This is a genomic window from Rhizorhabdus phycosphaerae, from assembly GCF_011044255.1.
In the GTDB taxonomy this organism is placed as follows: Bacteria; Pseudomonadota; Alphaproteobacteria; order Sphingomonadales; family Sphingomonadaceae; genus Rhizorhabdus; species Rhizorhabdus phycosphaerae.
Map to the genome: position 1 here is coordinate 682,294 of NZ_CP049107.1, position 25,420 is coordinate 707,713.

Genomic DNA, 25,420 nt, shown 5'->3' on the forward strand with positions numbered 1-25,420 from the left:
TGTTGCGCCTCTCGTCACCCGCACTGCGGATTGACGCACCTGTGACATTTGGCAGTTAAGCGCCTGCCGCGGTTCGGTGCATAGACCCCTCAAGAACAAGATCAGTCAAACGGGCTGTTTTTACTGGGAGGAGATGCACCGTGGGTGTTCCCATGAATCGTTATTTCACCATTGCTCTGCTGGCAACGACTGCCGCTGCCGGCTTCAGCACACCTGTCTTTGCTGGACAGGCAACCCCCGCCGCCGAGAACGAGGTGGTCGGTGTCGAGGAGATCATCGTCGAGGCTCGCCGCCGCAACGAATCTCTGCAGGAGACGCCGGTCGCGATCACCGCGGTCAACGCCGCGATGCTCGAAAGCAAGGCGTCGATGAACATCGGCGACCTTCAGGGCGCCGCGCCGAACCTGCTGATCACCCAGCAGAACTCGGGCGCGCAGGCGGCCAACCTCTCGATCCGCGGCCTGACCTATGCCGACATCGAAAAGTCGCAGGAGCCGACCGTCGGCGTCGTGATCGACGGCGTGTTCGTCGGCACCAACACCGGCCAGTTGCTCGACACGTTCGACATCGGCCAGATCGAAGTGCTGCGCGGCCCGCAGGGCACGTTGTTCGGCCGCAACACGATCGGCGGCGTCATCAACATCCGCCGCACGCGCCCGACGATGGAGTTCGGCGGCAAGGCCGAAATCTCCTATTCGAAGTGGAACACCTGGCAGGCCCGTGGCGTGCTGAACGTCGGCAACGGCGAGAGCATCGGCCTGAAGACCTGGTATTTCCACAATGAGAGCGACGGCTATTATCGGAACGGAATCACCGGCAAGCGCGCCGGCGGCTCGAACAACGATAATTTCGGCGCCGCCCTGCTGTTGAAGCCCGTCGACAGCAACTTCGAGGCCTTGCTGACGGTCGAGAAGCTCGACCAGCAGTTCCAGCCGGTCAACAGCAGCATCTCTAATAGCAGCGACCTCATCTGCGCCTTTGCACCGGCTAACCAGTGCAACCGCAACACGACGAGCGACCTCTACACGGTCTTCGTGAGCCCCGCGACCAGCACCTACAAGGCACCGGCCGCTACGCTCGAGATGAACTATGATGCAGGCGCGGTGAAGATCACGTCGATCACCGGCTGGCGCAAGGGCAAGGAGTTTCAGACTCAGGACTTCGACGCCGTTTCGTCTGATTTCTACTATGTCCTCCGCCGCCAGAACTATCGCCAGTGGAGCCAGGAGCTTCGCTTCGCAGGTGATATCGGAGAAAATTTCGACTATGTCGTCGGCGGCTTCTATTTCAACTCGCGCTACAACCTGACGCAGTTCTCCCGCGTCGGTGCTTTCAACGAAACCATCAGCCCGGACGTCTTCGACACCAACCCGCAGAACGTCATCGGCAAGACCGAGTCCTATGCGGCCTTCGGCGACTTCAACTGGGCCTTCGCGGATCGCTGGCGCCTGTCCTTCGGCGGTCGCTGGACGCGTGACCAGAAGGAACTGACCAACAGCTTCCGCCAGGCTGGCGTGATCGGTACCGGCGACGGCACCTTCAAGAAGTTCACGCCGAAGGTCGGCGTCGACTTCCGCCCGAACCGCGACACCATGCTCTATGCCAGCTGGTCGCGCGGCTATCGCTCGGGCGGCTTCAGCCCCCGCGCGGCAACGGCTGCCACTGCCGGTACGCCCTATCAGCCGGAAACGGTCGACAGCTACGAAATCGGCGGCAAGTTCGACCTGTTCGATCGCAAGCTGACCTTCAACGCCGCCGGCTTCGTGTCGAAGTATAAAGACCTGCAGCAGAACACGACCATCCCTGGCGGCCCGACCGGCAACCAGACGATCACCTCGAACGTCGGCTCCGCCACGATCAAGGGCATCGAGGCCGACCTGACCGCACGCCCGACCGATGGCCTGCGCCTGACGGCAACCGTCGGTATCCTCGACTCGAAGTTCAAGAACTTCGTCGTCGGCAACGTCTCGCCGGTCAGCGGCCTGCCGATCCCGTTCGACTATTCGCGCAACAACCTGATCTACGCGCCGAAGTTCTCGGGCTCGCTCGGGGCCGAATACACCGTGCCGACCAGCTTCGGTAAGGTCGTCAGCAATGTCGGCCTGCGTCACATCAGCCCCTATGACCAGCAGATCTCGCTGGGCGCCATTTCGGGCAATCTGACGACCGGTCCGGTCATCGTGAACGGCAACGATCCGCGCGTTCGGGTCAAGACGCAGAACCTGCTCGATGCGGCAGTCACGGCCAACTTCTCGCTCGCGGGCAAGGACGCCTATCTGACGGTCTTCGGCCGCAACATCCTCGACCAGAAGCGGACCAATGCCGCCTTCACCGTCGCGGGTCTGTTCAGCTTTGCTTCCGCCATCGAGCCCGCCAACTACGGCGCGACCCTTGGCGTGAAGTTCTGAGTTCTACTCTCCTTGGTAGAATACTGGGCGCGGTCAGAAATGGCCGCGCCCGATTTTTAGGAGGATCTCGTGGGAAGACTTGAAGGCAAGATCGCACTGGTCACCGGCGGTGCGTCGGTTCCAGGTCTCGGCAGTTCGACCGCCAAGCGGTTCGCCGAGGAAGGCGCATTCGTCTATGTCACCGATCGCGACGGCGCTGGTGCCGAGGCGGTGGCGGAATCGATCCGCCAGGCGGGCGGCCAGGCGGCGGCGATGGCACATGACGTCACCAGCGAAGCCGATTGGGATGCCGTCTTTGCAAAGATCGAGGCGGATCAGGGCCGTCTGAACATCCTGGTCAACAATGCGGGTATCGCCGTCCTCCGCATGATCGGCGACCTCAGCTTCGCCGATTGGAAGCTCCAGAATGCGGTCTGTCTCGACAGCGTCTATCACGGCACCCATCGCGCCGTCGCACTGATGCGCAAGACCAAGTCGACCGGCTCGATCATCAACATCTCGTCGGTTGCCGGTCTCGTCGGCGTTCCGGCCTGTTCGGCTTATGCCGCGGCGAAAGGCGGCGTCCGCCTCTTCTCCAAGACGGTGGCGGTCGAATGCGCGCGCGAGAATATTCGCGTCAACTCGGTCCATCCCGGCATGATCGCGACAAACATGATGGGCGTGGCGCAGACCGACAATGCCGACAATTATGATTCGGTCGAGGGGTCGATCCCGATGGGCCGGCTCGGCGATCCGCTCGACATCGCCAATGTGAACCTGTTCCTCGCTTCGGACGAGGCCAAATATGTCACCGGTGCCGAGTTCGTGGTCGATGGCGGCATGACCGCCCTCTGACCCTGAGTCACGGGATGTGCGGCGCGCTCAGGCCGGGCGCGCCGCCGTCCACCTTATGGCATTGCCAACTAGCAGGCGGTAATTCGCGTCGTCATAGACCGAAGGGCCATCGCCCGGCTGAAGATAGACAAGCCGGCTCGCCTCGACCTGCCGGGCCCATCCGACCAGATTGGACCCTTGGGGATGCGACCATCCCTCCGCGCTGTGCATCTGCCCGCGCACGGCAAGGTCCGCCGACCAGAAGGCGCCGTCGTCGAACCGCGCATCGGAGCGCAGCAGCGGGGTTACATCCTCCTCGAATACCGACGCGAGATAGAGTTCGTCGGTGAAGGTGAAGCTGGCGGGCAGGCCCGCCGTCACGGGATGCGCCGGGTCGACCACAGATAGGCTGTGGGTAACCTCGTGCCGATACCCGCTGTCGGGCATCTCACGCCCGCGCACCCTGCCGGGATGATAGAGGAACTGGCCCCCCAGCCAGTCGTGATAGTCGCCCCAGAGCGGCCAGCCGGCCAACGCATGATGAAGCGCGACTATACCCGTCCCCTGCTCCAGCAGCGCGCGGAATCCTTCCTTCACGCCCGGCTCGGGATCCAGATAGGCAGGAGCCCCCTCACCCGCCTCGAAATCGAGCCCCGGCATATCGTAGAGGACGAGCACGTCGAAGCCGCGCATGCCGTCCGGGTTCATCAACCGCGCCGCAGCGGGCTGATCGACCATCGTCGCTGAGATTCCGTCGAGCGACTGGAAGACCGCATCGAAGGCCGTCCGATCGAACGGATGGCCGCGCACCGCGACGAGGCAGTTGATCGGCGCATGGTGGTGGATGATCGGCATCAGTCGAACAGCTTGACCAGAACCTTGCCGATATTGCCACCGCTCAGCATGTGCGCGTAGGCGCTCAGGACATTATCCAGCCCCTGTCCTTCGTCGAAGCGGACGGTGAGCTTGCCCGCATCGTGCCACGCACGCAGTTGCGGCAGGAACTCGGCACCGCGGTGCAGGAAGTCGGGAATGAAGAAGCCTTCGATCCGCAGGCGGCGCATCAGCACCTGCTCGAACTGCGCCGGTCCCGGCGAGGCCCGGTCATTGTCATAGGCCGAAACAAGGCCGCAGATCGCGACCCGGCCATAATGCGCCATGTTCGGCAGGACGGCATCGAGGATCGGACCGCCGACATTGTCGAAATAGGCGTTGATGCCGCCCTCGACCTGCGCCAGCGCCGCCGCGACATCCTCGCTGCGATAGTCGATCGCCCGTTCGACACCGAGTTCCTCGGTCAGATAGCGACACTTCTCGGCGCCGCCCGCAATACCGACCACGCGCGCGCCCAGATTGTGCCCGACCTGGCAGGCAAGGCTTCCCGTTGCGCCGGCCGCGGCCGAAACCACCAGAACCTCGCCCGGCTGGACCTTCGCAACTTCCTGGACGCCGACCAGCGCGGTCCAGGCGTTCATGCCCAGTGCGCCGAAATGCTCGCGGACGTCGGGAATGCTATCGTCGACAATCTCGAGACCCGACAGCGCCGGCACCATGTCCGAATAGTCGGCCCACGTCCCGAAGCCACGGACCAACGCACCGACCGGAAAGGCGGCGTCCCGGCTCTCCGCGACGCGGCCGAGCACAAGGCCGACCATGCGCGCGCCGAGCGGCAGCGGCGGCTGATAGCCGTCGGTCCGGCCGTTCATCCACATCCGAGTGCCGGCATCGAGCGAGAGCCACTGCGCACGCACCCGCACCTGCCCTTCGCCGAGCGGCGCCAGTTCCTCCTGCTGGAGGCTCAGCGCCGATGCGAAATCAGTACCGACCGGATGGGCGTCGAGCCGCCAGAAGCGATTGGAAATTGCCATGCCGGCTCAAATTCCCCTGGGGCCGTGCTGGCGGTGAATGTTGCGGAAGGAACGGCTCTTGAACAACCAGCGTCCGTCGATCTTGACGCAGACATCCTCATAAACGCCGCGATCGCGCATCGTCACATCGCCCTGGTCGTAGACCTCGGCCGTGTAGCTGCGCACCGTGGCGCGGTCGCCGTCGATCTCGATCGAGCCCGGCCAGGCTTCGAACATGATGCCGGGATAGGATTTCATCGCCTCGGTCCACATGGCGACGATCGCCTGCCGCCCCTTCGTCGTGCCGAGTTCCGGATAGTCGGGCAGCGACCATTCACCATCCTCGGCCCAGGTCGCGCCCCAGGCGGTCGCATCGTGGCGGGTCACCGCGTCGGCATAGGTCTCGAGCAGTTCGCGAATGGCCAGACGGTCTTCGGCAGGGCCTGTAAAGGGCATCGATCTTCTCCCAGCATGTCGTTGCCGGGAACCCTAAAGCCCAAAGCGGTGCGGCAAACCTGTCGCTTGTGCGAGGGGGGCCGTCAGACCGTGATCGGCCGTTCTTCCATCGACGGCTCCTCGTCAGGCACCTGGACCTCGATGCGGCCGTCCTCTATCCGAACCGGAAAGGTTCGCAGGTCCTTATAGGCCCCGCCCATGCAACGCCCCGTCGCCAGTTCGAAGCGGGCGCCATGCAACGGGCACATCACTGCGCCGCGCCGGATCTTGCCGCCCGACAGCAGGGCCGCCTGATGGGTGCAGCGGTCGTTGACCGCGCGAAACCCATCGTCGGTCTTCGCGACCAGGACATGCCAGCCGGCCAGCTTGGCCGCCAGCTTGCCCTCTTCGGGGAAGGACGCTTCTTCAGTCAGGAATTGCCAGGTCTCACTCATTCATCATCTCGTTCAGATCGTGCTGCCGCCGTCGATACGGAACTCGGCGCCGGTGGCAAAGGCGGATTCGTCGCTGCCTAGATAGACGCAGATTGCCGCAATCTCCTCCGGCTTGCCGAGACGTCCGATCGGGTGGGATTTGACGAAGAACTTGTACAGCGCCTCGGGATCCTCCGACTGTGCCAGCACCTTGTCGATGATCGGCGTGTGGATCGCGCCCGGATGGACCGAATTGCAGCGAATCCCATAGCCTTTCTCACAGAACAGCGCCGCACACGACTTGGTGAGATGCGTCACCGCCGCCTTGGCGGCGTTGTAGGCCGCGAGATTGGACTGCGCACGGACGCCCGCCATCGAGCTCATGTTGATGATCGAGCCGCCGTCTGGGAGCATCTTGGGGATGACCAGCTTGGTACCCAGGAAGACGCCGACAACATCGATATTGAACTCGTGGACGAACTGCTCGAGCGTAACCTCCTCGATGCTGCCCAAGGTCGTGATGCCGGCATTGTTCACGACGATGTCGAGCCGGTCGATGTCCGCCAGCATCGCTTCCCAGCTCGCCTGCGACGAGACGTCGAGCGACGCGAAGCGGTTGGCACCGCCGAGTTCGTCCGCCAGCGCCATACCGGCCGCCGCGTCGATGTCGGCGATGATCACATCGGCACCCTCGGCCACATAGCTGCGGACGATCGCCTCGCCGAGCCCCGAAGCGCCGCCGGTCACCAGCGCGCGCTTGCCTTGAAGTCGTCCCGCCATGGTCGCCTCCCCGTCAGATGCGGACGATGGTCTTGCCGACCGTCCGGCCTTCCATCAGATCGATGAAGGCCTCGGGCAGCTTCTCGAACCCGTCGCGGACATTGGCGAGCGGCTTGAGCTTGCCTTCGAGCACCCACTGGTCGAGTTCGCTCTGCGCCTGCTCCAGTCGATCGGCATAGTCGTAGGTGATGAAGCCCTGCATCTTCAGCCGGTTCACCACCAGCTGCCAGAGCGTCTTCACGCCAGGAGGATTGTCGGCGTCATTATATTGCGAGATCATCCCGCACACGGCGATGCGGCCATGGAGGCGCATCAGCGGCAGGATCGCCTCGAGCGTCTCGCCGCCGACATTGTCGAAATAGACATCGACGCCCTCGGGCGCAGCCTTGGCGATCTCGGCCGCGATGTCGGGGGTCGCACGATAGTCGATGACCGCGTCGGCCCCGAGGTCGCGCACCACCTTGACCTTCTCCGCGCTACCGACCAGCGCGACGACCTTGCAGCCACGCGCCTTGGCGATCTGCACGACCGTCGAACCGGTGGCTCCCGCCGCCGCGCTGACGACGATGGTCTCGCCCGGCTTGGCCTCGCCCACGGCGAACAGGCCGACCCATGCCGTCAGGCCGACCGGACCGAGTGCGCCCATATAATGATGGAGGTCGACGCCCTCCGCCGGACGCACGATCTCCAGGCCCAGCGCATCGGCTCCGATGACATAATGGTCGCACCAGGTCGCAAAGGCACGGACGATGCAACCGACCGGATAATCGGGATTGTTCGAACGGACGACCTCGCCCAGCGACATGCCGGCAATGGGCGCGCCGATCGCGACCGGTGGCATGTAACTCTTCCGATCGTCCAGAAAGCCGCGGATCGCCGGGTCGACCGAACCGACCCGCATCCGAACAAGAATTTCGCCGGGGCCCGGCGAGGGCATGGGAGCTTCCTTGAGCTGGAAGTCTTCCGCGACGGGGGCGCCCACCGGACGGCGGGCGAGCGTGATTTGCCTGATCTTCTCCATCATGTCGCTTTAGCGCCCCTCGCGGCGGCGCATGGCTAGCCATTACGCTAGGTTCCGTCGTCGCGTCGCTGCGGGACAATGCGGTCAAATATATCGTCAGGAGGATGACCATGAGCATGACCCCGCAAGAAATCGAAGCCTATGTCGACGATCTCTACGCCGCCTGTGGCGCAGGCGACTGGGACCGCGTTGCCGACATGGTGACCGACGACTTCGTCGTGACCGAGGCCGACACGCTGCCTATGGCCGGCACCTATCGCGGCAAGAACGGTCTGAAGGAACTGTTCACGACTGTTTTCGGGCTGGTCGATGCCGGCGGCCTCGATCGCGTCCAGACGACCGTCGGCGGCGACTATGCCGTGACGATATTGTCGATCCGCTTCGCCGACCCGTCGATCCCGCCTGCCGAGATCTGCGAACTCTTCCGCTTCCGCGACGGCAAGTGCTGCGAGATCAAGCCCTATTATTTCGACCCGGCCAGCTTCAACGCCGCTGCCGAGGCAAAGAAAAAGGCGGCCGCAGCCGCCTGATCCTTTTCGTTCGGAAGCGGTCGGCCCGCCCGGCGGGCCGACCGCTTCTCTTATCCGAGCTTGCGCAGGGGCTCGCTGCCGTCCCAGTTGCGCGCAGCATCGCGCATCATGTCGAACAGCCCTTCCGAGCCGCCCATCGGCTGCAGCAGTTCGATGACAGTGCCGGGACCGCCACCGGCATCGACATAGATGACTTCGCCATCCTCGCCGACCTTGCCTTCGACCAGGATTTCGGCCCCAACCTCGGCACAGGCACGGCGCGCCTCTTCGATCGATTTCACGAAGATGCAGATATGATGCATCCGATCGGTGACGGCATAGTCGCCATTATAGATCGAAGGCGCATCATTTTCGGGCCGGATCAGCTCGATCTGGATGTCGCCCCAATAGCCGATGGCAATCGAGAAGACGGACTCGGTCGGCTGCCCGCGATATTTCATCTCGCCGAGACGCACATTCTCCATCAGGAAGAACGGCCCGACCCCGACGGTCTCCGTCCAATATTTCAGGGCCGCATCGAAGTCCTTGGGGAGATAGGCCATCTGGACGACGTCGCCCAGCGCCTTGATCTTCGAAACACTGGTCATTGCTCGTTTCTCCGGATCAGGCGAACAGGGTTTCGGGATCTTCGATCAATCCCTTGAGCGTCGCGAGGAAGGAGGCGCCGGCGGCACCGTCGATAGCGCGATGGTCGACCGAGAGCGTCAGCGCGATCCGGCTGGCGAAGGAGATGGAGCCATCGTCCTCCTCCTGCGCCTGACGCGTGACCCCACCGACCGCAAGGATCGCGGCCTGCGGCGGATTGATGATCGCGGAGAACTCCTCGATGCCCATCATCCCGAGATTCGAGACCGAGAAGGTCCCGCCATCCATGTCCTCGAAACCGAGGCGACCGGCCTGCGCCTTGTCGATCAGACGCCGGGTCTCGGCCGCGATCTGGTCGATCCGCATCCGATCCGCCTGCCGAACGATCGGCGTCACCAGCCCCTTGGGGCTCGCCACCGCGATGGCGACGTCGGCATGGGCGAAGCGGTGGACGCTCTCGCCATGGACCTGGACGTTGACGTCGGGATGGCGGGCGAGTGCCTTGGAGCTTGCCCAGACGATATAGTCGTTGACCGACGCCTTGACGCCCAGGACCAGATTGGCCGTCTTGCGCAGCGCAAGCAGCGCGTCGGCGGCAACGCTGACCTTGAGGTAGAAGTGCGGAATCTCGCGCTTCGCCTCGCCGAGCCGCTGGGCCACGATCCGGCGGACCTTGTCGAACGGTACGACCTGCGGCGAATTGGCGACCGGCACGAAAGGCGAACCGAGGGGAGTCGGCCCTGCCGACGCAGCCGGAGCCGGAACCTTTGCGAGCACATCGGCCTTCGAGATACGACCGCGGGCACCCGTACCGGTCAGCCCGGCCAGGTCGATGCCATGTAAGGCCGCCAGGCGACGGGCGAGCGGCGAGGCAAAGATCTTGTCGCTCTCGTCATAGACCGTCGCCGGCCCCTTCAGTGTCGGGCGGGCATCGGGCTGGATCGCCTGATACACATCCTGGAAGGTGATCCGCCCGTTGCGGCCCGATCCCTCGATCGGTCCCAGATCGACACCATGCTGTTCGGCCAGCTTCAGCGCCTCGGGGCTGATCGGCCGGTTGGTCTCGATCTTCTTCGGCGTCGGCGCAGGTGCAGCGGCGGGCGCGGCGACCGGTTCAGGCGCAGCCGCCGGGGCCGCATCGCCACGCTTTGCGGCCACCTGCGTGTCCGCCGGCTTGAACGAAGCGATGAAGGCGTCGATCTCGGCGTCGGTCGCGGCCGCATCGGCGAAGACCGCAAGCAGCGCGCCGACCGGATGCGCCTCGTCACCGGCGCCGATCAGGATGCGGCGGGCAACCGCATCATATTCGGCCTCGACCTCGTTGGTGATCTTGTCGGTTTCGATCAGGCAGATGGTCTGGCCCTTGGTGAAGGCCTCGCCCTCCTTGACCATCCACTCGGCGATGTTGCCCTCGGTCATCTCGATGCCCCATTTGGGCATACAGAAGGGACGGATGTCAGCCATGTCGTCCCCTCTCAGCGCCAGGACAGCGTCTTGCGCACCGCGGCTTCGATCTTGTCGGCCGAGGGCAGATAGGCGCTCTCCAGTTCGCGGGCGAACGGGATGGGCGTGTGCGGCGGCGTAACCGCTTCGGGCGGCGCCTTGAGGCTGGCAAAGGCCTTGTTCGCGATCAGGGCGCAGATGTCGCCGGCAAGGCCGCAGCGCGGCGGTGCCTCGTCGACCACGACCACGCGGCCCGTCACCTCGACCGAATCGAGGATCGTCTCCTCGTCGAGCGGGCTGGTGGTGCGCAGGTCGATCACGTCGCAACCAATGCCCTCGGCGGCCAGCTTGTCCGCCACCGCTTCGCAGAAGCCCAGCAGCAGGCCCGACGAAATGATCGTCACGTCCTGACCCGCGCGGGCGAGGCGGGCATGGCCATAGGGAATGGTGAAGTCGGGATCGTCGGGTACCTCGCCCTTCATCCCGTAGAGCGCCTTGTGCTCGAGGAAGATGACGGGATCGTCGTCGCGGATCGCGGTCCGCAGCAGGCCCTTCACGTCCGCCGGCGTCGACGGCATCACGACCTTGAGGCCGGGCATGCCGGTCAGGATCTGATGGACCGACTGGCTGTGCTGGGCCGCGGCGTTGTAGCCGGCGCCATAAGCCATACGGATCACCGCCGGACAGCGGCTCTTGCCGCCGAACATGTAGCGGAACTTCGCCAGCTGGTTCCAGATCTGGTCGAGGCTGACGCCGATGAAGTCGGCGAACATCAGTTCGGCGATCGGACGCTTGCCCGACAGCGCGAGGCCGGCGGCCGCGCCGATGATTGCGCTTTCGGAGATCGGCGTGTCGATCACGCGGTCCGCGCCGAACTTGCCGAACAACCCGGTCGAGGTCGACCAGATTCCACCGATCGCTTCCGGACCGCCCGGCGTACCCATGCCGCCGACAATGTCCTCGCCCAGCATGACGACGCTGGGATCACGTTCCATTTCCTCTGCGATCGTCGAAACGACGGCATCGCGATACATCATTCTTGCCATAGTTCGCGCTCCCGCCTCAGTAGGAAATATAGACGTCGGTGAGGACGTCCTGCGGCGTGGGTCGGTCGGCGGCGCGCGCCGCCTCGACGGCAGCCTCGATCGTGTCCATCACCTCGGCGTCGATCGCATCGAGGTCGGCATCGGTCAGCAGCTTCGCGCCGGTGACGCTCTCGCGGAAACGCTTCAGGCAGTCGCGGGTCTCGCGGATGCGCTCGAGTTCCCCCTTGCCGCGATAGCGCTGGGGGTCGCCCTCGAAATGGCCGAAGAAACGCTCGGTGTCGAACTCGACCGCCGCCGGACCGTTGCCGGCACGGACATAGTCGAGGACCTCGCGCATCGTCTCATAGACCGAGAAGAAGTCGGTGCCGTCGCCGCGCCACACCTTCATGCCGAAGGCCTCGGCGCGGCTGGCGATGTCCTTCGCCGTGCCGACCGAATATTCGAAGCCCGTATGTTCGGAATAATGGTTGTTCTCGAACACGAAGATGCACGGCGCCTTGGTGACGACGGCCATGTTCATCGCCTCGAAGGTCGTGCCCTGGTTGCAGGCGCCGTCGCCGGAGAAAGTGATCGCCACCTTGCCCTGACCGTCGATCTTCAGGCTGATGGCAGCGCCGACTGCGATCGGCGCACCGGCGCCGACGATGCCGTTCGCGCCCAGCATGCCCTGATCGAGGTCGGCGATGTGCATCGAACCGCCCTTGCCCTTGCAGAGCCCCTCGCGACTGCCCCAGATCTCCTTCATCATCCCGTTCACGTCACAGCCCTTTGCGAGGCAGTGGCCGTGGCCGCGATGGGTCGAGACGATCTTGTCGTCGACCGAAAGATGATCGCACACGCCGACCGCGACCGCTTCCTGGCCGCAATAGAGATGCGTGAAGCCGGCGATCTCGCCGGTCTGGATCTCGACGTGAAGGCGTTCCTCGAACTCGCGGATCACCTTCATTCTGCGATAGGCGCCCAGTAAGGCTTCCCTGCTCAGCTGCATTCCCGCTCCTCGCTCTTTTATTCCGGTTTCCGCATCAAAGCCCGAGCACCGACCGGGCGATGATGTTGGCCTGCACCTCGTTGGTGCCGCCGAAGATAGTCCATGCGCGACTGTTCAGATAGCGCGGCGATGCCAGCTGCGCCGCACGCGACAGCAGCGGATCGGGTGCGTTGTCGCCGTAGAGCGGCCGCGCCAGTTCCAGCTGCAGACCTGCCGGCCCGAACAGGTCCACGGCGAGCAGATCGATATCCTGCCGCAGATTGGAGGCCAGAAGCTTGGTCAGCGACGTCTGCGGTCCCGGCGCCCGGCCCTTGGCGATCTCCGAGATGATCTTCAGCTCGATCATTTCCAGCGACTGCACGCCGATCCGGAGCTTGGCAAGCCGCCGCCGCCAGTCGCGGTCATCGCTGAGCGCGCCGCCACGGCCGTCTGGCTGATCCTTGGCCAGCGCCTCGATCTGATCGAGGTCGTAGGACAGCTTCGGCGCATGACAGGAGCCGCCGCGTTCGTTCTCCAGCAGGAACTTGGCGATCGCCCAGCCCTGCCCCTCCTCGCCCACCCGGTCGGAAACCGGAACGGAGACATCTTCCAGGAAGACCTGGTTGACCTCATGGTCGCCGCCCAGCGTCAGGATCGGGCGAACCGATATGCCCGGCTGGTTCATGTCGATCAGCAGGAAACTGATGCCAGCCTGCTTGCGGCCGGTGGCGTCGGTGCGGACCAGACAGAACATCTTGTTCGCGTGATGCGCGTGGGTCGTCCAGATCTTGGATCCGTTGACGACGTAGCGGTCGCCGTCGAGCACCGCGCGGCACTGGAGCGAGGCGAGGTCCGATCCGCTGCCCGGCTCGGAGAAGCCCTGACACCAGTAATCCTCGCCCGACAGGATCCGGGGCAGATAATAGTGCTTCTGATCCTCGCGGCCGAAGGTCCAGATCACCGGCGCGACGAGCTTCAGCCCCAGCACGGTCAGGTTAGGCGCACCAGCAAGCGCGCATTCCTTCTCGAACAGATAGCGTTGCAGCGGCGTCCAGCCCGTACCGCCATATTCCTTCGGCCATTGATAGCCGAGCCAGCCCTTTTCGTGCAGGACGGCATTCCACACCTGACCGATATCGGGTTCGACGAAGACCGACGGCGTCGCGGCACTGCCTTCATGCACCGCCTTCGGGAGCTTCTCGGCCAGGAAGGCCCGAACCTCGTCGCGGAAGGCAGCATCGGCGGGGGACAGTTCGATATCCATCAACGCTCCAATATCGTTACCGCGGAAACGCCAGGCGCCCCATAGACATGGCTATAGGCCGTCTTCGGATCGTTCGGCACCTGCCGCCCGCCCCCGTCGCCGCGCAACTGCACAACATTCTCATAAACCTGGCGAAGGCCGGAGGCGCCGATCGGCTCCCCACAGGCCAGGCATCCGCCGTCGGTGTTGACCGGCAGGGCGCCGCCGATCTCGGTACGCCCTTCGGCCAGCCACGCCTCCTGCTCGCCATCGGCACAGAAGCCATTCTCGGCCATGTGCATGATTTCGGCCCCCGCCTCGGTATCCTGCAGCTGGGCGACGGCGATATCCTTCGGCCCTAGCCCGGCCGCCTCGAAGGCCGCCGCCGAGGCCAGATTCGTCGCCGAGCCGCCCCGCTCGATATCGATGCAGGGGGCGAAAACCTCGAACGAGCCGGGCGGGCGTGTCCGCATCGTCGCGGCCTTGAGCTTGATCAGCGGCCGACCGAGCTCGCGGGCCTTCTTCTCGCTCGCAAGGATCAACGCGACGCCACCCTCGGCCGGCGAACAGAACATGTATTTGGTGTAGGGGTCGCTCACGAGCGGCGCGTTCATGATCTCGTCGAGCGGCACTTCCGCTCGGCGCCAGGCATGCGGCGCATGGACCGCATTGCGGAAGGCCTTCTCGGCCACCCGGCCCAGCGACGTCGCCGAGATGCCATGCTCATGCATGTAGCGGGTGATCTTGTTCGCGAAGAACTGGGTCGTGATCATGTAGCCCGCCTCGCCATACCAGTCGGGCAGATTATATTCGGCGGGCATCGCATTGAACGCGCCGCGCGGATGCTTGTCGAAGCCGACCGCGAGGCCGAGGTCGAACTCGCCCGACTTGATCGCCATCTGCGCCGAGAACAGCGCCGAACCGCCCGCGGCGCAGCCGTTGCGGACGTTGATGAACTGCATGCCGGTCAGGCCGAGCCGCTCGACCATCGTGTCTGGATTGCCCGCCGCATCCGAGCCGCCATAGGCGAACTGGAGCTGCGGCCAGTCGAGGCCGGCGTCGGACAGCGCCTGGCGCACGGCGTAGACGCCCTGATCGAGTCCGGACAGACCGTCGGTGCGGCCGAACGGGTGGATGCCGATGCCGACGATGTAGACGTCGCTCATGCGGTTGCTCCCTTGGGCTGAAAGGCGTGGATCATGACCGGCTCGGCCGCATCGGGATCGAGCGGGACGAAGGTCAGTTCGAGATCCATGCCTATCCGGACCTCGTCGAAGCCGATATTGACGATGCGGGACTCGACGATGACCTCACCGGGCAGCTCGACATAGCCGACAATCCAGGGGCGGAAGGCCTCCGGTCCCGCATAAGGCGGCGACTTGGGACGGTAGCGCTGGACCGTGAACGACCAGAGCGTTCCCTCCCGGCCCAGCGGCCAGGGCTCGAACTCCTCGCCCTGCGGGCAGGGAAAGACGATGCGTCCCGACTGGCGGTGCCGGCCGCCTATCAGGCGGGGGGTCGCTTCGTCGGTGAAAAGGCCTTCAGCTATGACGTGCATCTCGCTCCCGATCCGGTATCGATTCCGGTATTGGTGCTTTACGCCCCGCCGCCGCCTAATTCCGACTCGTCAAAACGCTAGGGTGGCCCGGACCTCGCGCTGTGACACCTGTCCCCGCAGGAGAGAGCTATGTCGGAAGCGTGGGATTACATCATCGTCGGCGCCGGCTCGGCCGGCTGCGTCATGGCCGAACGGCTGAGCGCGGACAGGCGATCTACGGTGCTCGTCCTCGAAGCCGGCGGCGAGAATGACAGCTTCTGGGTGACCCTGCCCAAGGGCGTGGCGAAGCTGGTGACCAACCCGGATCATGTCTGGGCCTATCCCGTAGCACAGCCGCGCGAAGAAAATGGGCCCACCAACGAGGTCTGGATTCGCGGCAAGGGGCTTGGCGGATCGTCTGCGGTCAATGGCATGATCTGGAGTCGCGGCGAACCGGCCGACTATGACGACTGGGAAGCCGCCGGCGCCACGGGCTGGAACGCGGCATCGATGACCGAAGCCTTTCTTGCGCTTGAAGACCATGCCGCCGGGCCCGGACCGATGCGCGGCAGTGGCGGGCGGGTCCATGTCGATCCTTCCATCTACAGCTATCCGCTGACCGAGACGATGATCGAAAGCGGGGTCGCCCTGGGCCTCAGGCGCGTCGATGATCTGAACGCGACGGCGGGGCCCCGGGTCGGCCTCTACAGTCACAATATCCGCAAGGGACGGCGGCAAAGCGCGGCGCATACATTCCTCGCTCCGGCCCGGCGGCGACCGAACGTGAAGGTCGTGACCGGCGCAATGACGGAACGCATCATCTTCGAAGGACGGCGCGCCGTCGGCGTCGAGGCCGTCGTCGCGGGCCAGCCACGGCGCTTCGCCTGCCGCGGCGAGGTGATCGTCTCGGCCGGAGCGATGGAGAGCCCCCTGCTCCTCCAGCGTTCCGGTATCGGCCATGGCGAACGTCTGCGCGTCGCTGGGGTCGAGACCATAGCCCATTCGCCCGACGTCGGTGAACGGATGATCGAACATCTGTCGATGTCGACCCCCTATCGCCTGCTCCGGGGAACTGGCAGCCACCGCAATTTCTTCGGCCTGGGGCTGGTCGCCGCCATGGCCCGCTACATACTGCGCCGGGACGGCGTCATGGCGACGGGCCCGTTCGAGGTGGGTGCTTTCTGCAACGTCGCTCATCCCGACGGGCGGACCGATGCCCAATTCTACCTGGGCGGCTACACCTTCGCCGTCGGCGACGACAATAATCCGGTCCCCCTCGACAAGATCGACCGTCGGCCCGGCGTTACCATTTATGGTCAGCTGCTGCGGCTGACGAGCGAGGGATCGCTGCGCATCACCGGCCCCCGTAGCAGCGATACGCCCGAAATCCTGCCGAACTGGCTCAGCACCGAGCATGATCGCGCTTCGGCGATCGGCCTCATGCGAAAGATGCGCGCCTTCATGGCACAGCCGCCGCTCTGTGAGATGGTGGGCGAGGAGATCATCCCCGGCCCCAAAGCGCAGTCCGACGAGCAACTGCTGGCCGCCTTCCGCACATTGTCGAGCTGCGGGCTGCACGGAATCCGGTCCTGCCGCATGGGCAGCGATGCCCATGCGGTGGTCGATCCCCGGCTGCGCGTGAACGGGGTCGAGGGCGTTCGCGTCGCCGACTGCTCGGTGATGCCATGGCATGTGACGGGCAACACCAATGCACCCGCGATGGCGCTCGGCCTGCGCGGCGCGGCGATGGTGCTGGCAGACCGGCCCTGACGCCGGCCCGGTCTATTCGTTGAGCGAGATATAGCCCAGCTGGGCGGCCTTGAAGACCGTCTGGCTGCGATTGACCGCGTTCAGCTTGAGCGACGCATTGTGGATGTGGAAACGGATCGTCGCGCGGCTGCGCGACATGATCATGCTGATTTCCAGGTCGGTCTTGCCGATCGCCGCCCAGCGCAGGCATTCCACCTCACGCTTTGACAGCCGCGTCTCGGGCGGCAGCGCCTGGGTCGACCCCATCACATGCACATAGGTGCCGATGAAGGTGCGCGCATAGATGCCGAAGGCGTCGCCATAAGCGAGAAACTCTTCGGACAGGTCGAGCTTGGTCTTGTCGAGCGGATTGAAGCTTACCGCGCCGATCTGCCCGAAAGGGAGATGCACCGGCACGACGATGGCGGCCCGGGTCATCGCCCTATGCTCGAAATTGGTGAGGTCGATCGAATCCAAATAGGCGTTGGGCTGGCGCGTGAAGAAGCCCTCGGCACTGACCCAGAAGGGCTCGCTCTCGAACCGGCAGGCACTGGTCAGCGGAGAATCGAGCGCGATCCGCGTGCTGCGCCACCAGACCTTTTCGCCCGACCAGCCGAACACGTCCTGCGCCAGGATATTTCCCTCTGCATCGACCGGGGTGCGTCGCCCGGCGATGTCATGGGCGGGCGCGACACGCATCCCACATTCCATGGCGATATTATGCAGCGCTTCGGCCGCGCGGCGTATGTCCTGTTGGCTGGAAACCCGGACAGCGTCTATGCGCGCCTGCGTAAGCAGAATCCATCTCCTCTGGTCGGCTTGCGGCTTCCCGATAGGCACCCTAGCCAAGCCGGAGCGCTTAGACAATCGCCACACCCCGCCCGCAACCTGATCTTTTGCCCAGCACGGTTGATGACAGCTTGATGATAGGAAGGCGCCAAGAAGGGGATGTCAGGTGAACTTCGATCTTTCCGAAGACGAGGAAATGCTGAAGGCCTTGGCCGAACGTTTCGTCGTCGATCATTATGATTTGGACAGCCGCCGCGCCTATCTCAACGAGGCGCACGGCTTCTCGCCCGCCAATTGGGCGCTGCTCGGCGAACTCGGCCTCCTGGCTGCGCCGTTCGATGCAGACCTGGGCGGCCTGTCGCTCGACGCAACGGGAATCGCGACCATAGCCGAGGCTCTCGGACGCGGACTGGTCGTAGAGCCGCTGATCGAGAACATCCTTCTGGCGGGCCGGCTCTTTGCGGCTACCGCGCCGGCGGCGCTGCGCGATGCGTGGCTACCGGGCGTGCTCGACGGCTCGAAACGCCTTGCGATCGCGCATGCGGAACTCGGTTCGCGCGGCAGTGCCCTGTGGCTGGAGACGCATGCGACACTGTCCGACGGCGGTATCAGCCTGAGCGGCAGCAAGCCGTTCGTCCCGGCAGGTTCGGGCGTCGATGCCTATATCGTCAGCGCACGGACCGGCGGCGCTGCAAGTTCGCTCGACGAGGTCGCCTTCTATCTGGTGCCGGCCGACAGCGCAGGCCTGACCTATCGCAGCTGGCGCATGGCAGACGGGTCGATGGCGGTAGCCCTCGAGCTCCGCGATATTCTGATCGATGCCGGCAACCGCCTCGAAGGTGGCATGGCCGCGCTCGCCGAGATCGACGATCTGGTCAGTCTCGCCCGCTCGGCGGAAGCGCTTGGCATCATGGAAAGGCTGTTCGCGGAAACGCAGGAATATCTGCGCACGCGCGAACAATTCGGCGCCAAGCTGGCAAGCTTTCAGGCGATCCAGCACAGGATGGTCGCGCAATATACCTCGATCGAACAGGCCCGCGCGCTCATGAACCTTGCGCTGGTCTCCTGGGGCCAGCCGGCCTTCCACGATGCGGTGCTCGGACTGCGCGCCTTCATCTCGCCGGCTTCGATCGAACTCGGCCATGAGATGATGCAGTTCCACGGCGGCATGGGCGTCAGCGACGAGCTGATCATCGGCCATGGGCATAAGCGCCTGCTGGTGCTTTCGCGCTGGCCCGACGACCCCGAAACGGCGCTGGACCGCTTCGCCGGCAACGCCTGACGACCGATCGACCTGGCAGGGTTGATCGAAAAGCCACGGTTTTTTGATCAACTCGGCCATTATCTCCCCTCACCGCCCCGCTTAGCCTCGCCATGAAGCAGCAGCCGTCACAGGCTGCGCCAAACGGAGAGGATGAAGCATGGATCTGGGCCTGACCGGCAAGACCGTCGTCGTGACGGGCGGGAGCGGCGGCATCGGCCACGGGCTGGTGGTGGAGTTCGCCCGCGAAGGTGCGAACGTCGTCTCCGCCTCGCGCGACGTCGCGACGGGCGAGAAGCTGGCCGGCATCGCCGCCGCAAAAGGATGTCGCGGCCGTGTTCTGCCCGTCGGAACCGACGTGACCGACCGGGCCAGCGTCGACGCCATGATTGCCGTCGCCCATCGGGAGTTCGGTCCCGTCGATGTGCTGGTCAACAATGCCGGCGGCGTGAAGAGCACCTATGCCTTCAAGGATCTCGATGACGAAACCCGGCGGTGGGAAATCGCCCTCAACATAGACGGGGTCGTCAACTGCACGCTCGCGGTGGCCGACGACATGCTTTCCCGCAAGACGGGGAGCGTCATCAACATCTCGTCCAATTCCTCACTGCTGGGCGAAGCCGCGCAGAACATCGTCCATTATGGCGCGGTGAAGGGCTTCGTGAACAGCTTCACCAAGCTCCTCGCCTATGAATGGGGGCCCCAAGGCGCACGGGTGAACACGATCGCTCCCGGCTGGATCGTTCCCCACAAGAATGAGGATATCGCTTCGGGCAGCTTCTGGCACCGTCTCGACATGGGCACGCCGGAGGGGATGCAGCAGGCGCTCGAAGACGGGACGCTGTTCAACATGAGCTCGCTGCCGATGCAGCGCCTCGGACGGCCCGAAGACATCGCCGGACTCGCGCTCTATCTCGCGTCCGATGTCTCCTCCTATGTCACCGGCCAGCTGATCTCGGTCAGCGGCGGGGTCTATATGCCATGAAGCTCGCGGGCCGGGTTGCGATCGTGACGGGTGCGGCGAGCGGGATCGGAGCGGCGATCGCCGCGCGCTTCGCCGCAGAGGGCGCGCAGGTACTGGCGGCGGACATAGAGCCGCGGAAGCCGGACGAAGGAACCGATCGGATTTTCCCCTTCCCATGCGACGTTACCGATCCCGACGCAGTGGACGCACTGGTCGCCGATGCACTCGCGCGGTTCGAGCGCCTCGACATCATGGTCAACAATGTCGGTGCTGCCGTCCATGGCTGGCTGAAGGATGCCGGCAACGACGACTGGGACCGGGCCATCTCGATCTCGCTGTCGTCCACCTTCTACGGCATACGCGCAGCGCTGCGTCCGATGCTGCGCCAGCAATCGGGCAGCATCATCAACATCTCTTCAGGGGCAGGATTTGGCGGCGCGCCGGGCATGGCTTCATATGGCACCGCCAAGGCCGGCGTTCATAACCTCACCCGCAGCGCGGCTGTGGAAAATGCCCGCAGCGGCGTCCGCATAAACTGCATCGCTCCGGGTGCGATCGAATCCCCGCCGATCGTCGCCTGGGCGAATACACTGCAGGGTGGCCTCGACGCCTATGTCGACGGGCTGCTGCCGGGCCGCTTCGGGCGACCGGAGGAAATCGCCGCCGTCGCCCTGTTCCTTGCGACCGACGAAGCCAGCTTCGTCAACGGCGCGGTCATCCCGGTCGACGGTGCAGCATCGGCGCGAATGGCGGCGATCGCGGTCCCGAGCTGGGACAGCTGATCGCTCGCCATAACGTCGATGTCAGGCGGTCTCGCGCTGCTTGATCCAGCCTATGCCGCGCCGGAGCAGGTCGTAGAAGACCGGCAAATCCCAGGCGCAGCGGTCGACCGTCGGCCACCAGTCCAGCATCGGCTGCAGGTCATAATGGCCGCGGCAGTGGCCTAGCGTCAGATAAAGCACCGCGCCCTTGCCATGCTGCTTGATGTAGAAGACCGGCTGGGTTCCCAATGCATCGGCCGCCTCGACGAAGCCCGTGCCCGGCTCGGTGCATTCGGTCTCGAGCAGCACATGGAGGTCGCCATGCGTCTCCAGATGGTAGAGCTCGTCGGTCGTGTCGAAGGGCTCGACGCCCCGAACCAGCTCATGCTCCGGATCGGCGACGGTCACCCGGTAAGGCGCGATCGGCGGGTGCGAGATGAACTGGCTGCCGAGCATGTCCATCATCAGCGGCGCCCAGCGCGGCGCGTCCCACAGGCCGTTTTCGAGCAGACGAAGCACCGAATTGGTCCCGTGCAGCGCATACCAGCGACCGCCCTTGGCGAGCCAGTCGCGCAGGACCTCCTGCGCCTTGAGCGAGGGCGTGACATCGCAAGTGTAGGTGATGAGAATATCCGCGGCCGCGATCGCCTCGACATTCTCATAATCCTCGAACACCCGGGTGCGCACGCTCTGGTCTTCGGCCAGCAGCTTGAGCAGCTCGAGCCGGGCGAAGTCCATATCGTGCCAGACACCGCCGCAGATCAGCACGCAGTCGATGCGCGGTGGGCGCGCTTCCGTACCCGCGTCGCTCATTTACGCGCGCCCAGTTCGCCGTTGATATATTTCATCATCGTCTGCTGGAACTGACGGATGCGGATCTCCTGATAATCAGCCAGCTGGACCTTGCCGTTCTTCGAACAGTGGAGGCCCTGCTGTACGAACGGGAGATTCTCCATATCCTGCTCGAACACGGGGCCGAGGCCCCCGAGTTCGGCCGCCGCCGTCCAGGGCTCGTCGGGCCCGAGCATGTGCAGTTCGCAGCTGCGCGGGATCGGCTCGCCCTTCTTTACGCGTGACAGGATGCGGACTTCCATGATGCAGGTGTCGGGCGTCTTGCCCGGCTTCCAGCGATAGACGATGTTGGGCATGTAACCGCCCCAGGGGGCAAAGTTCGGGAAGACGTTGTAAACGAGCGCGTCGAGCAGCTCGGCGTCGGTCGCCTCCGAATGGTCGTAGCCGGTCTGCTCCTCATAGCTCTTGCGCATCGCGGCACCGAGCGCCTCACGCGCCGTCTGCCCATCGGGAACCGAAACCGCATAAGGATCGCCTGACGGATCATAATTGTCCGCAGAACGGCCATTATATTTGATGAACTCGTCGACGATCCACTGCTGGCTCTTGCCCTCGGGATCGAGATGGGGGCTGAGGACGCCGAAGGGCACCAGGTTGACGTTCACATTGTCGCCCCAGAACCAGTAGGCGCTGTTGGCGTCACCGGAGAAGGGCAGCAGCTGCGGATGGGTGACGACGGTGTGCCAGGCTTCCATGAAAGCCTCGGCGGTTACCTTCCAGTTGGCGGGAACTTCCTTCGCCACCCAGATTACGGTCGTGCATTCCTCATGCCGCCAGCGCTTGAAATGCTCGGGCAGCGGAGCGAGAAATTCCTCGAGCGTCGGGCCACCCGGCTCCTCGCGCAGGAAGATGTAACCGCCCCAGCGACCGACCTCGGCCTCCGGCAACGTCAGATCCTTGGGATCCAGATGCTTGAAGTCCCACGAGCAGGGCATGTGGGAAAAGCTGCCGTCCTTTTTCCAGGTGAAGCCGTGGAACGGGCACTGGAAGGTGTCGGCGCTGCCATCGTCGGTGCGCAGCTTGCGGCCGCGATGGAGGCAGACATTGTGGAAGGCTCTGATCGAGCCGTCGTCCTGGCGGCTGATCAGGAAGGACCGGCCGGCATTTTCATAGACCACGAAATCGCCCGGCTCGGGCAGGTCTTCCTCGCGCGCTGCGAACTGCCAGACATAGGGCCACATCCGCTCGCGCTCGAGCTGGGCAAAAGCCTCGCTCGTATAGCGCTCCGCCGGGATCGGATCGGAGCCGAGATATTCGTAGCTCTCCTGCGTCAATATCGCCGGGGCCGTACGGGAGTCCTGAGCCATCAGGTCTTCCCAGCTGGTTCCTGGGCAACGCTCGAAGCCGCCGCCCTGCTTGGGATCACGTTCGGCCATGGTCGAATCCTTCATCCTAAAGATTATCCGTTTTGCCGGTTTTGCCCCGCGGGCGCCCTCCCCGTCACCTTATCGAAAGCATAGGTTGCACGGGCCTCCAAATCCGCGAAACAGATGCTCTGGTTTTTGCAGACAGTATAGTTTTGGGAGAGTGCCGTGACAAAACGGCTTGAAGGAAAGGTGGCACTCGTCACCGGAGGTACCTCTGGCATCGGCGCGGGCGCCGTTCGCCGCTTCGTCGAGGATGGCGCCAGGGTCGTCTTCACCGGCTCCAACGCCGCGGCTGCCGAAGAACTCTGTGCCGAGACGGGTGCGACCTTCGAAACGCACCGGGTCGAGGATGCCGAGGCCTGGCCCGTGCTGATGGATCGCATCCGCAGCGCCCATGGCCGACTGGACATCGCCTTCGCCAATGCCGGCACCGAGCAGGGCGACACCAATATCGAAGACGTCTCGATCGAGGCGTGGAACAAGGTCATCGGGGTCAATCAGACCGGCGTGATGCTCACCGTGCAGCATGCGATCCGCACGATGCGCGACAATCCGGGCGGTCCGACCGGATCGATCATCATCAACTCGTCGATGAACGCGCATCGCGCGCTCGGCAACTATGTCAGCTATTCGGTGTCGAAGTCGGCCGTGATCGCGCTGGCCAAGTCGGCTGCGCTTCATTGCGGCGCCAAGGGCTACAAGATCCGTGTTAACGCCGTCCTGCCCGGCGTGGTCGAGACCGCTCTTATCAAGCAGATCATCGCCAAATCGGGCGACGAGGCCGGTGCGCGTGCCGCCTATGAGGGCATGTCACCGCTTCGCCGCATGGCGACGGTCGAGGAAGTCTGCGGCCTCGTGTCCTGGCTGGGATCCGACGAGGCTGCGTTCGTTTCAGGTGCCGAATATGTGATCGACGGCGCCAGCACTGCGGGGATGATGGGCGTATGAGCAACAGTGGAGCACGGCGTCTCGAGGGACGGGTCGCCTTCATCTCGGGCGGTCTGCGCGGCATCGGCCTCGCCGTCGTCGAGCGTTACCTGTCCGAGGGCGCCGAAGTCGTCCTGTCCGACCTCGACGCGGCGGACAGCGACGTCGTCAAGGAGACGATGGCGAAGCTCGGGCAGGCTGCAAGCTATGTTGCGGCCAATGTCACCCGGGAAGAGGATTGGGCGCAGGCGCTCGACCATGTGAAGAAGCAGCATGGTCGCCTTCACATCCTCGTCAACAATGCCGGCACCGACCTGACCGGGCCGGTCGAGACGCTGACCATGGAGGCCTGGCGGCGGATCATGGCGGTGAATGTCGACGGCGTGTTCCTGGGCACGCGCACCTTCACCCCGATGCTCGCCGAAAGCGGCGCCAGCATCAAGGGCGGGTCGAGCATCATCAACATCAGCTCGATCATGGGCCTCGTCGGCTATAGCGAAGTGTCGGCCTATAATGCGACCAAGGGCGCGGTTCGCCTCTTCACCAAGGGCATCGCTATCGAGTTTGCGCAGAAGCGCACCCCGATCCGGGCGAACTCGGTGCATCCGGGCTTCGTGCTCACGCCCCTGCTCAACGCCGGTTTCCAGCGCTGGGTGGACCAGGGCGTCGCGGAAAAGCCGCAGGACCTGATCGACACCATGGCCGCGACGACGCCGAGCGGGCGCCTCGCCGATCCGTCGGAGATCGCCGGCGCCTGCTATTTCCTGGCGAGCGAAGACAGCAGCTATGTGACCGGCGCCGAGCTGGTCGTCGACGGCGGATGGACCGCGCAATGACGATCGCTCTCGACAATGTGGTGGCCGTGGTCACCGGTGCGGCCGGCGGGATCGGCCGGGAGATTGTCAAGGCGATGAAGGCGGCCAACGCCATCGTCATCGCCACCGACCTCAACGAGCCTCCGGCGGACATCGGCGCCGACCGCGTCATGCGTCATGACGTCACCAAGGCCGAGGACTGGGCCGCTCTCGCCGCGCTGATCGAGCGCGACTATGGTCGCCTCGACGCGCTCGTGAACAATGCCGGCCTGTCGATCGTCGGCAAGATGGAGGACACCCCGCTCGCCGAATGGCACCGCGTCAACGCGATCAACGTGGACTCGGTTATCATCGGCACGCAGGCGCTGCTGCCCTTGCTCAAGGAAGGCGGCAAGGCTCGCAAGGGCGGCGCCTCGATCGTCAACTTCTCCAGCGTCGGCGGCCTGCGCGGTGCTGCATTCAACGCGGCCTATTGCACCAGCAAGGCTGCCGTGAAGATGCTCTCCAAGTGCCTGGGCGCCGAGTTCGCGGCGCTCGGCTACAACATCCGGGTCAACAGCGTCCATCCGGGCGGGGTCGATACCGGTATGCTGGGATCGATCATCGACCGCTATATCGAACTGGGCGCGGTGCCATCCCGCGAAGTGTCGGAAGCGGCCATCAAGGCGCGCCATCCGATCGGTCGCCTGGCGCGGCCCGACGAAATGGGCGGCGGCGTGGTCTTTCTCTGCTCGGAAGCGGCCAGCTTCGTGACCTGCTCCGAATTCCTCATCGACGGCGGCTTCAGCCAGGTCTGATCGCGATCGTGACGTGTACCGCAGGCGGAGACGATAGCCTCCGCCTGCG

At 64.6% G+C, this 25,420-nt stretch carries 26 protein-coding genes; 10 read left to right on the top strand and 16 right to left on the bottom strand.

Annotation, left to right across the window (positions count from 1 at the left end; all coding sequences use genetic code 11):
- Positions 1-140 precede the first annotated feature (140 nt).
- Both G6P88_RS03170 and G6P88_RS03175 read left to right on the top strand, forming a co-directional pair.
- On the top strand, positions 141-2,408 hold the full coding sequence (locus G6P88_RS03170; RefSeq protein ID WP_226946704.1) for a TonB-dependent receptor: 2,268 nt from the start codon (positions 141-143) through the stop codon (positions 2,406-2,408).
- A gap of 69 nt (positions 2,409-2,477) precedes the next feature.
- Positions 2,478-3,242: an SDR family NAD(P)-dependent oxidoreductase gene (locus G6P88_RS03175; protein WP_165321799.1), complete on the top strand. Its 765-nt coding sequence runs from the start codon at positions 2,478-2,480 to the stop codon at positions 3,240-3,242.
- 27 nt (positions 3,243-3,269) lie between these two features.
- Here the strand turns inward: G6P88_RS03175 and G6P88_RS03180 are convergent, their stop codons facing one another.
- The 6 genes from G6P88_RS03180 to G6P88_RS03205 all read right to left on the bottom strand — a co-directional run bounded on the left by G6P88_RS03180 (position 3,270) and on the right by G6P88_RS03205 (position 7,741).
- Complete coding sequence (locus tag G6P88_RS03180; RefSeq protein ID WP_165321800.1) at positions 3,270-4,076, bottom strand: ThuA domain-containing protein; 807 nt, start codon at positions 4,074-4,076, stop codon at positions 3,270-3,272.
- Positions 4,076-5,089 carry an NADP-dependent oxidoreductase gene (locus tag G6P88_RS03185; RefSeq protein WP_165321801.1) on the bottom strand — a complete coding sequence of 338 codons (1,014 nt, stop codon included), beginning with the start codon at positions 5,087-5,089 and terminating at the stop codon, positions 4,076-4,078. The genes G6P88_RS03180 and G6P88_RS03185 overlap by 1 nt, the downstream gene beginning before the upstream one ends.
- A gap of 6 nt (positions 5,090-5,095) precedes the next feature.
- Positions 5,096-5,524: a nuclear transport factor 2 family protein gene (locus G6P88_RS03190; protein WP_165321802.1), complete on the bottom strand. Its 429-nt coding sequence runs from the start codon at positions 5,522-5,524 to the stop codon at positions 5,096-5,098.
- Between the two features lie 83 nt (positions 5,525-5,607).
- Positions 5,608-5,958 carry a Rieske (2Fe-2S) protein gene (locus tag G6P88_RS03195; protein WP_165321803.1) on the bottom strand — a complete coding sequence of 117 codons (351 nt, stop codon included), beginning with the start codon at positions 5,956-5,958 and terminating at the stop codon, positions 5,608-5,610.
- Between the two features lie 12 nt (positions 5,959-5,970).
- Positions 5,971-6,717, bottom strand: a complete 747-nt coding sequence (locus G6P88_RS03200) for a glucose 1-dehydrogenase (RefSeq protein ID WP_165321804.1) — start codon at positions 6,715-6,717, stop codon at positions 5,971-5,973.
- A 13-nt stretch (positions 6,718-6,730) separates the two neighbouring features.
- Entirely contained in the window at positions 6,731-7,741 is a 1,011-nt protein-coding gene (locus tag G6P88_RS03205) for an NADP-dependent oxidoreductase (protein ID WP_226946705.1), read from the bottom strand.
- Between the two features lie 101 nt (positions 7,742-7,842).
- Here G6P88_RS03205 and G6P88_RS03210 point away from each other — a divergent pair, with 101 nt between their 5' ends.
- The gene (locus tag G6P88_RS03210; protein ID WP_345719190.1) at positions 7,843-8,268 is read left to right on the top strand and encodes a nuclear transport factor 2 family protein; all 426 of its coding nucleotides are present in this window, start codon (positions 7,843-7,845) and stop codon (positions 8,266-8,268) included.
- A gap of 50 nt (positions 8,269-8,318) precedes the next feature.
- Here G6P88_RS03210 and G6P88_RS03215 read toward each other — a convergent pair whose 3' ends face one another.
- Genes G6P88_RS03215 through G6P88_RS03245 form a run of 7 tightly spaced genes read right to left on the bottom strand, consistent with a single transcriptional unit; the run spans position 8,319 to position 15,110 of the window.
- The gene (locus tag G6P88_RS03215; RefSeq protein ID WP_165321805.1) at positions 8,319-8,855 is read right to left on the bottom strand and encodes a VOC family protein; all 537 of its coding nucleotides are present in this window, start codon (positions 8,853-8,855) and stop codon (positions 8,319-8,321) included.
- 16 nt (positions 8,856-8,871) lie between these two features.
- Positions 8,872-10,317 (bottom strand): 2-oxo acid dehydrogenase subunit E2, encoded by a 1,446-nt coding sequence (locus G6P88_RS03220; protein ID WP_165321806.1) that lies wholly within the window; start codon positions 10,315-10,317, stop codon positions 8,872-8,874.
- Between the two features lie 11 nt (positions 10,318-10,328).
- Complete coding sequence (locus tag G6P88_RS03225) at positions 10,329-11,342, bottom strand: alpha-ketoacid dehydrogenase subunit beta (protein ID WP_165321807.1); 1,014 nt, start codon at positions 11,340-11,342, stop codon at positions 10,329-10,331.
- Positions 11,343-11,358: 16 nt separating this feature from the next.
- Positions 11,359-12,330, bottom strand: a complete 972-nt coding sequence (locus G6P88_RS03230; RefSeq protein WP_165321808.1) for a thiamine pyrophosphate-dependent dehydrogenase E1 component subunit alpha — start codon at positions 12,328-12,330, stop codon at positions 11,359-11,361.
- A 34-nt stretch (positions 12,331-12,364) separates the two neighbouring features.
- A complete protein-coding gene (locus G6P88_RS03235; protein ID WP_165321809.1) occupies positions 12,365-13,573 on the bottom strand; it encodes an acyl-CoA dehydrogenase family protein in 1,209 nt (402 codons plus the stop codon).
- Positions 13,573-14,718, bottom strand: a complete 1,146-nt coding sequence (locus G6P88_RS03240; protein ID WP_165321810.1) for a thiolase family protein — start codon at positions 14,716-14,718, stop codon at positions 13,573-13,575. The genes G6P88_RS03235 and G6P88_RS03240 overlap by 1 nt, the downstream gene beginning before the upstream one ends.
- The gene (locus G6P88_RS03245; RefSeq protein ID WP_165321811.1) at positions 14,715-15,110 is read right to left on the bottom strand and encodes a Zn-ribbon domain-containing OB-fold protein; all 396 of its coding nucleotides are present in this window, start codon (positions 15,108-15,110) and stop codon (positions 14,715-14,717) included. Before G6P88_RS03245 ends, G6P88_RS03240 begins: the two co-directional genes overlap by 4 nt.
- A gap of 129 nt (positions 15,111-15,239) precedes the next feature.
- Between G6P88_RS03245 and G6P88_RS03250 the strand changes: the two genes are divergently transcribed.
- The gene (locus G6P88_RS03250) at positions 15,240-16,859 is read left to right on the top strand and encodes a GMC family oxidoreductase (protein WP_165321812.1); all 1,620 of its coding nucleotides are present in this window, start codon (positions 15,240-15,242) and stop codon (positions 16,857-16,859) included.
- 12 nt (positions 16,860-16,871) lie between these two features.
- On the opposite strand, the gene G6P88_RS03255 is transcribed toward G6P88_RS03250, so the two are convergent.
- Positions 16,872-17,537 (bottom strand): helix-turn-helix transcriptional regulator, encoded by a 666-nt coding sequence (locus G6P88_RS03255; RefSeq protein ID WP_345719191.1) that lies wholly within the window; start codon positions 17,535-17,537, stop codon positions 16,872-16,874.
- A gap of 256 nt (positions 17,538-17,793) precedes the next feature.
- On the opposite strand from G6P88_RS03255, the gene G6P88_RS03260 reads away from it, so the two are divergent.
- The 3 genes from G6P88_RS03260 to G6P88_RS03270 all read left to right on the top strand — a co-directional run bounded on the left by G6P88_RS03260 (position 17,794) and on the right by G6P88_RS03270 (position 20,634).
- Positions 17,794-18,909, top strand: coding sequence for an acyl-CoA dehydrogenase family protein (locus tag G6P88_RS03260; RefSeq protein WP_165321813.1), 1,116 nt, complete (start codon positions 17,794-17,796; stop codon positions 18,907-18,909).
- A 139-nt stretch (positions 18,910-19,048) separates the two neighbouring features.
- Positions 19,049-19,873 carry an SDR family NAD(P)-dependent oxidoreductase gene (locus tag G6P88_RS03265; protein ID WP_165321814.1) on the top strand — a complete coding sequence of 275 codons (825 nt, stop codon included), beginning with the start codon at positions 19,049-19,051 and terminating at the stop codon, positions 19,871-19,873.
- On the top strand, positions 19,870-20,634 hold the full coding sequence (locus G6P88_RS03270; RefSeq protein WP_165321815.1) for an SDR family NAD(P)-dependent oxidoreductase: 765 nt from the start codon (positions 19,870-19,872) through the stop codon (positions 20,632-20,634). The genes G6P88_RS03265 and G6P88_RS03270 overlap by 4 nt, the downstream gene beginning before the upstream one ends.
- 21 nt (positions 20,635-20,655) lie before the next feature.
- Here G6P88_RS03270 and G6P88_RS03275 read toward each other — a convergent pair whose 3' ends face one another.
- Complete coding sequence (locus G6P88_RS03275; protein ID WP_165321816.1) at positions 20,656-21,426, bottom strand: ThuA domain-containing protein; 771 nt, start codon at positions 21,424-21,426, stop codon at positions 20,656-20,658.
- Complete coding sequence (locus tag G6P88_RS03280) at positions 21,423-22,841, bottom strand: aromatic ring-hydroxylating oxygenase subunit alpha (RefSeq protein ID WP_165321817.1); 1,419 nt, start codon at positions 22,839-22,841, stop codon at positions 21,423-21,425. Before G6P88_RS03280 ends, G6P88_RS03275 begins: the two co-directional genes overlap by 4 nt.
- 156 nt (positions 22,842-22,997) lie before the next feature.
- Between G6P88_RS03280 and G6P88_RS03285 the strand changes: the two genes are divergently transcribed.
- Genes G6P88_RS03285 through G6P88_RS03295 form a run of 3 tightly spaced genes read left to right on the top strand, consistent with a single transcriptional unit; the run spans position 22,998 to position 25,371 of the window.
- Positions 22,998-23,780 carry an SDR family NAD(P)-dependent oxidoreductase gene (locus G6P88_RS03285; protein ID WP_165321818.1) on the top strand — a complete coding sequence of 261 codons (783 nt, stop codon included), beginning with the start codon at positions 22,998-23,000 and terminating at the stop codon, positions 23,778-23,780.
- Positions 23,777-24,595, top strand: a complete 819-nt coding sequence (locus G6P88_RS03290) for an SDR family NAD(P)-dependent oxidoreductase (RefSeq protein ID WP_165321819.1) — start codon at positions 23,777-23,779, stop codon at positions 24,593-24,595. The genes G6P88_RS03285 and G6P88_RS03290 overlap by 4 nt, the downstream gene beginning before the upstream one ends.
- Positions 24,592-25,371, top strand: coding sequence for an SDR family NAD(P)-dependent oxidoreductase (locus G6P88_RS03295; RefSeq protein ID WP_165321820.1), 780 nt, complete (start codon positions 24,592-24,594; stop codon positions 25,369-25,371). The genes G6P88_RS03290 and G6P88_RS03295 overlap by 4 nt, the downstream gene beginning before the upstream one ends.
- The last annotated feature ends 49 nt before the right edge of the window (positions 25,372-25,420 follow it).